General features: G+C 65.8%; 5 protein-coding genes. 3 read left to right on the top strand and 2 right to left on the bottom strand.

What is annotated here, in order from left to right; translation table 11 throughout:
* Positions 1 to 273: 273 nt before the first annotated feature.
* Both H6B31_RS16245 and pdxR read right to left on the bottom strand, forming a co-directional pair.
* Positions 274 to 858: a helix-turn-helix domain-containing protein gene (locus H6B31_RS16245; RefSeq protein WP_204899456.1), complete on the bottom strand. Its 585-nt coding sequence runs from the start codon at positions 856 to 858 to the stop codon at positions 274 to 276.
* Between the two features lie 84 nt (positions 859 to 942).
* A complete protein-coding gene (pdxR, locus tag H6B31_RS17615; protein ID WP_204899455.1) occupies positions 943 to 2,328 on the bottom strand; it encodes a MocR-like pyridoxine biosynthesis transcription factor PdxR in 1,386 nt (461 codons plus the stop codon).
* A 126-nt stretch (positions 2,329 to 2,454) separates the two neighbouring features.
* On the opposite strand from pdxR, the gene H6B31_RS16235 reads away from it, so the two are divergent.
* The 3 genes from H6B31_RS16235 to H6B31_RS16225 all read left to right on the top strand — a co-directional run bounded on the left by H6B31_RS16235 (position 2,455) and on the right by H6B31_RS16225 (position 4,435).
* Entirely contained in the window at positions 2,455 to 2,976 is a 522-nt protein-coding gene (locus tag H6B31_RS16235) for an ECF transporter S component (protein ID WP_204899454.1), read from the top strand.
* A 230-nt stretch (positions 2,977 to 3,206) separates the two neighbouring features.
* On the top strand, positions 3,207 to 3,599 hold the full coding sequence (locus tag H6B31_RS16230; protein WP_204899453.1) for a zinc ribbon domain-containing protein: 393 nt from the start codon (positions 3,207 to 3,209) through the stop codon (positions 3,597 to 3,599).
* Positions 3,600 to 3,610: 11 nt separating this feature from the next.
* Positions 3,611 to 4,435: a purine-nucleoside phosphorylase gene (locus tag H6B31_RS16225; RefSeq protein ID WP_204899452.1), complete on the top strand. Its 825-nt coding sequence runs from the start codon at positions 3,611 to 3,613 to the stop codon at positions 4,433 to 4,435.
* Positions 4,436 to 4,689: the final 254 nt, after the last annotated feature.

The following is a 4,689-nucleotide window of genomic DNA, read 5'->3' as shown; positions in this document are numbered from 1 at the left end:
GGGGTTTTTCGCGCCGGGGGTACCGCACACACACAAAAACCCCGCGGCGCGCGCCCCCGGGGGGCCCGCTCCTCTCACCTTGTCAAAAAGCCCTCCTGCAAGGAGTTCCGGCGTCCGCAGACGACGGAAAAAGATGAAATCCCGTCATTTCCGAGGACATGCGCCTCGGAAATGACACTTCTCGCGAAATTTTTGCCGACAATTTCGTAAGAAATCGAGGCGAAAATTTCGTGCAGCCGAACTCGAAAAAGTGGCTCTGCCACTTTTTCGATACTATACCAGTTGATACAGCAGCCCCTGCTTCTGGGAGTACCACAGGAGCATCCCGTGGTTTCGCCCCGGGATGCGGGTTTGGAGGTCCCACTCCGGATACTGCTTCACCACCTGGAGCCGGTCCCCAGTGGCGAAGGCCACAAAGGAGACGTAGTCCTCTTTCCGCATGGGGTGGTCTCCGGTGACGTACCAGTCGTTCTCCACTCCCTCCACGGTGAGCTTCTCCTCTTCCCGGGCCTTCCGGGGCTCCAGAGGAGAGAGCTTCCGGCCGCAGCAGGACACCTCCGCCGCCCCGGTGCAGAATGTGAGCCCGCCGCACACCGGGCAGGCGTAATAGGTCATCTTTTTCATATTGCCTCCTACCATCTCATTGGGGGCCAGATCCCCCTGGAGCAGCTTTTCCAGGTCCACTCCAAAGAGCCGGGACAGCTGGGGCAGAAAGGACACGTCGGGGCACCCCAGACCGCGCTCCCATTTGCTCACCGCCTTGTCGGTGACCCCCAGGGGCTCCGCCAGCTCCCGCTGCGTCATGCCGGCCTCCCGGCGCAGCGCCCGGATCAGGCTCCCCAGCTTTGTGTTGTCCATCTCGAAATCCCCCCTTGTTCCCTGACAGCATACCAGAAAACCGCCCCCGCCGCAAGAAACGCTCCGTAGAGTTTTCTCTCCTCCTCAGTCCAGCAGGGCGGCCAGCTCCTCCAGCCCCCGGGCCATCTGCTCCGGGTCCAGGGCCGGGTAGTTGACGATCAGCGTGTGGGGCGGCGCGGCCCCCTCCGTCCGCTGGTAGTCGGTCAAAAAGGACAGTCGGATTCCCCGGTCCGCCGCCAGCCCGGCCAGCTCCCGGTCGGGCCGGTGGGTCTCCAGCTCCAGCAGGAAGTGGAGCCCGGCCTCCTCCCGTAAAATCCGGCACCGCCCCGCCAGGGGGCTGGCCTGGATGGCCGCCGCCACCCGGTCCCGGCGGCCCCGGTAAAAGACCCGCATCCGGTTCAGGTGGGCGTCGAAGTACCCCTCGCTCAAAAAGAGGGCCAGGGTGTACTGCTCAATGGCCGGGACGGTGCAGGAGTAGAAGCCCAGCCGCTCCCGGTAGCGCTCCAGCAGGGCGGGGGGAAGCACCAGATAGCCGATGCGCAGGGAGGGGGCCAGGGAGCGGGAGAAGGTGTTCATGTAGAGGACCCTCCCGCTCTGGTCGATGCTCTGCATAGGCGGGATGGGGCGGCCGGAGAAGCGGAACTCGCTGTCGTAGTCGTCCTCAATCAGGTACCGGTCCCCCTCCTGGGCCCACCGGAGCACCGCCTGCCGCCGGGAGATGGGGGTGACCGCCCCGGTTGGGAACTGGTGGTTGGGGGAGAGGTGGAGCACCTGGACGCCGCTCCCCTCCAGCGCCTCCGGCGGCACACCCGCCCCGTCCACCGGGAGGAAGCGGCACTCCGCCTCATTGAGGGTATAGACCCGCCACGCCTTGGAGTAGCCCGGGTCCTCCAGGCCGTAGACCCGCTCCCGCCCCAGCAGCTGGACCAGCAGGTTGTACAGGTACTCCGTCCCCGCCCCCACCACGATCTGCTCGGGGGAGACCTGGATGCCCCGCAGCTCATAGAGGTGCCGGGCCAGGGCCCGGCGCAGCTCGGGCACCCCGCTGTGGGGGATGGCCCGCAGCAGGGCGGGGCCCCGCTCGGTGAGCACCCGGCGGGTCAGCTTGGCCCACACGGAGAAGGGGAAGCCCTCGATGCCGCTCCCCACCCCCCGCAGGTCCAGAAGCCAGCGGCGCTCCGGCACCGTCTGGACCGGGGCCGGAGGGGGAGGGGGGCTCTGCCGGGTCTCCACCTGGGCCACATAGCAGCCCGACCGCTCCCTTGAGGTCAGGTAGCCCTCCGCCAGCAGCTGGGCGTAGGCGTTCTCCACCGTCACCACCGCCGTCCCCAGGTGGGCGGCCAGGGCCCGCTTGGAGGGCAGCTTCTCCCCAGCCGCCAGGCGGCCGGACAGGATGTCCCCCTTGATGCAGCGGTACAGATAGTCATAGCGGGGCAGGTCCCCCCGCCGCTCCAGGTCGTAGGTCAGCATGGCCGCTCCTTTCTGGTCCTATCAAAAAATATTATTTTGATACTTTCTTTGAGGTCAGATATCATTAAAATACAGGACAGAACAAATGTCAATCCCCGGCCGGGACGGCATGAAAGGAGTATCCCTATGTCTGATCAAAAGTTGAAAAAACTGGTCATGGCGGCCCTGTTTGCCGCACTGACCACGGTGATGACCATGGTGATCCGCATCCCGTCCCCCATGTCCGGCTATGTGAATCTGGGGGACTGCGCGGTCCTCCTGTCCGCCTGGATTCTGGGCCCCGGACTGGGCTGCGCGGCGGCCGGGATCGGCTCCATGCTGGCCGACCTGCTGGGCTACCCCCTGTACGCGCCGGGGACCCTGGTGGTGAAGGGGCTGATGGCCCTGGCGGCCGGTCTGCTGTTCCGCCGGCTCCGCCGGGGGGAGAGCTCCCACGCCCTCCCGGCTCTGCTGACCAGCGGCGCAGCGGGGGAGGTGGTGATGGTGGCGGGCTACTTCCTCTATGAGGCCGCCCCCATCCCGGTGGGCCTGGGGCTGGGGGCCCTGGCCAACGTCCCCTTCAACCTGGTGCAGGGGGTGTTTGGACTGGTGTCCGCCGGAGCGGTCTATCTGGCCCTGTTCCGCACCCGGGCGCTGGCCCGCCTGTAAGCGGCTCGATTTACGCCGTCCGCCTGTCTGGTTCCAGACGGGCAGACGGCGTTTTTCTGCCTGGAGCGGGGCCGGAAGGGGGGAGGCTTTGGCGCGCAGAGGGCCGGGCGGCCGGGAAAACTTCAGACAAACCCGGGAGCGGCGCGCTTTTTCGTTGCTTTTTATGGCGGTTTGGTGTAAACTAAGGCGAACCAATTTTTTCATGCCAGCCCAGAAAGGAGCGCGTGACCATGGACGATAAGGTGAGGGAACTGCTGGACCGGGTACGGGATACTGCGGTGGGAGCCGCAGATGCGGCCAATCAGACCGCCCGGGCGGCCGGGAAGAAGGCCGGCCAGATGGTGGACGTAGCCAAGCTGAACGTACAGCTCTTTGACCTGAACGGAGAATTCAACGACGTGCTGCGCCAGCTGGGCCAGGTGATGTACGACACCCACCGGGGCCAGGCGGAGGACGGGGAGCAGATCACCGCCCTGCTGGACCGGGCCGACGAGCTCAGCGAGAAGACCGCCGAACTGAAGGAGCGCATCGCCGCCCTGCGCCAGGCCAAGATCTGCCCCGCCTGCGGCGCGGCGTGCGGCCGGGACGACCAGTTCTGCCGCCGGTGCGGCGGAAGCCTGTAAAGGAGACATTGATGGAATTTACCATGGAACAATACCGGGAGAGCGCCGGTTTCCTGCGGGAGCGGCTGAGGGACTTCGTGCCCAAGATCGCCATGGTGCTGGGCTCCGGCCTGGGCTACCTGGGGGATCAGGTGGAGCGACCCATTTTTGTGGACTACCGGGACATCCCCCACTTCAAGGCCTCCACCGCCCCCGGACACAAGGGGCGGCTGGTGTTCGGCTTCCTGGAGGGACAGCCGGTGGCCGTGATGCAGGGTCGGATGCACCACTACGAGGGGTACTCCTATGAGGAGGTCACCTACGCGGTGCGGGTGCTCCGCCTGCTGGGATGTGACACCCTGGTGGTCACCAACGCCGCCGGCTGCGTCAACACCAGCTGGCAGGCGGGGGACCTGATGCTCATTACCGACCACATCAAGCTGTTCTCCGTCTCCCCCCTGCGGGGAGAGAACCTGCCTGAGTTCGGGACCCGCTTTCCGGACGCCTCCCGCCTGTACACCCCCCGGCTCCAGGCCCTGGCCCGGGAGACGGCGGCGGAGCTGGGCATCCCTCTGCGGGAGGGAGTCTACTTCTACTGCTACGGTCCCCAGTACGAGACCCCTGCCGAGGTCCGGGCCGCCCGCATCCTGGGGGGCGACGCGGTGGGCATGTCCACCGCCCCCGAGGTGGTGGTGGCCGGCCACTGCGGCATGGAGGTGCTGGGGCTCACCCTGCTCTCCAATATGGCCGCGGGCATTCTGGATCAGCCCCTCTCCGAGCAGGAGGTGCTGGACGCCGCCGAGGCGGCCAGGGAGAAATTCTCCGGGCTGATTCGGGCGTGCCTGAGGAAAATGTGAGAGTTTCACGCAGAGAGGTTTCGCCGCCCTTTCTCCGTAAGCCTTCCCCCTGGGGGAAGGTGGCCCCGAAGGGGCCGGATGAGGGGGCGATGATAGAGTTCCTTCGTTTAACGATGGGGGCGTCACTCCGGCGGCAGGGCAGGGTTTCGCCCTGCGGGGCGAGGTACTTTCCCAGCGTGCCGATTTACAATGCAAGTGCAACAGTAAATAAAAAGAGTGACTCAAAGAGGAAAAGCCAGTAAAATGGTAGTTGC

Source organism: Pseudoflavonifractor capillosus, from assembly GCF_016899775.1.
Lineage (GTDB): Bacteria > Bacillota > Clostridia > Oscillospirales > Oscillospiraceae > Lawsonibacter.
The sequence above is the reverse complement of the archived record's forward strand: the minus strand, read 5'-3'. Positions and strand labels throughout refer to the sequence as shown.

Coding starts and splice junctions, on each gene's coding strand:
- pdxR (WP_204899455.1), bottom strand. CDS start 2,328: ATGCTGACCTACGACCTGGAGCGGCGGGGGGACCTGCCCCGCTATGAC.
- H6B31_RS16245 (WP_204899456.1), bottom strand. CDS start 858: ATGGACAACACAAAGCTGGGGAGCCTGATCCGGGCGCTGCGCCGGGAG.
- H6B31_RS16225 (WP_204899452.1), top strand. CDS start 3,611: ATGGAATTTACCATGGAACAATACCGGGAGAGCGCCGGTTTCCTGCGG.
- H6B31_RS16230 (WP_204899453.1), top strand. CDS start 3,207: ATGGACGATAAGGTGAGGGAACTGCTGGACCGGGTACGGGATACTGCG.
- H6B31_RS16235 (WP_204899454.1), top strand. CDS start 2,455: ATGTCTGATCAAAAGTTGAAAAAACTGGTCATGGCGGCCCTGTTTGCC.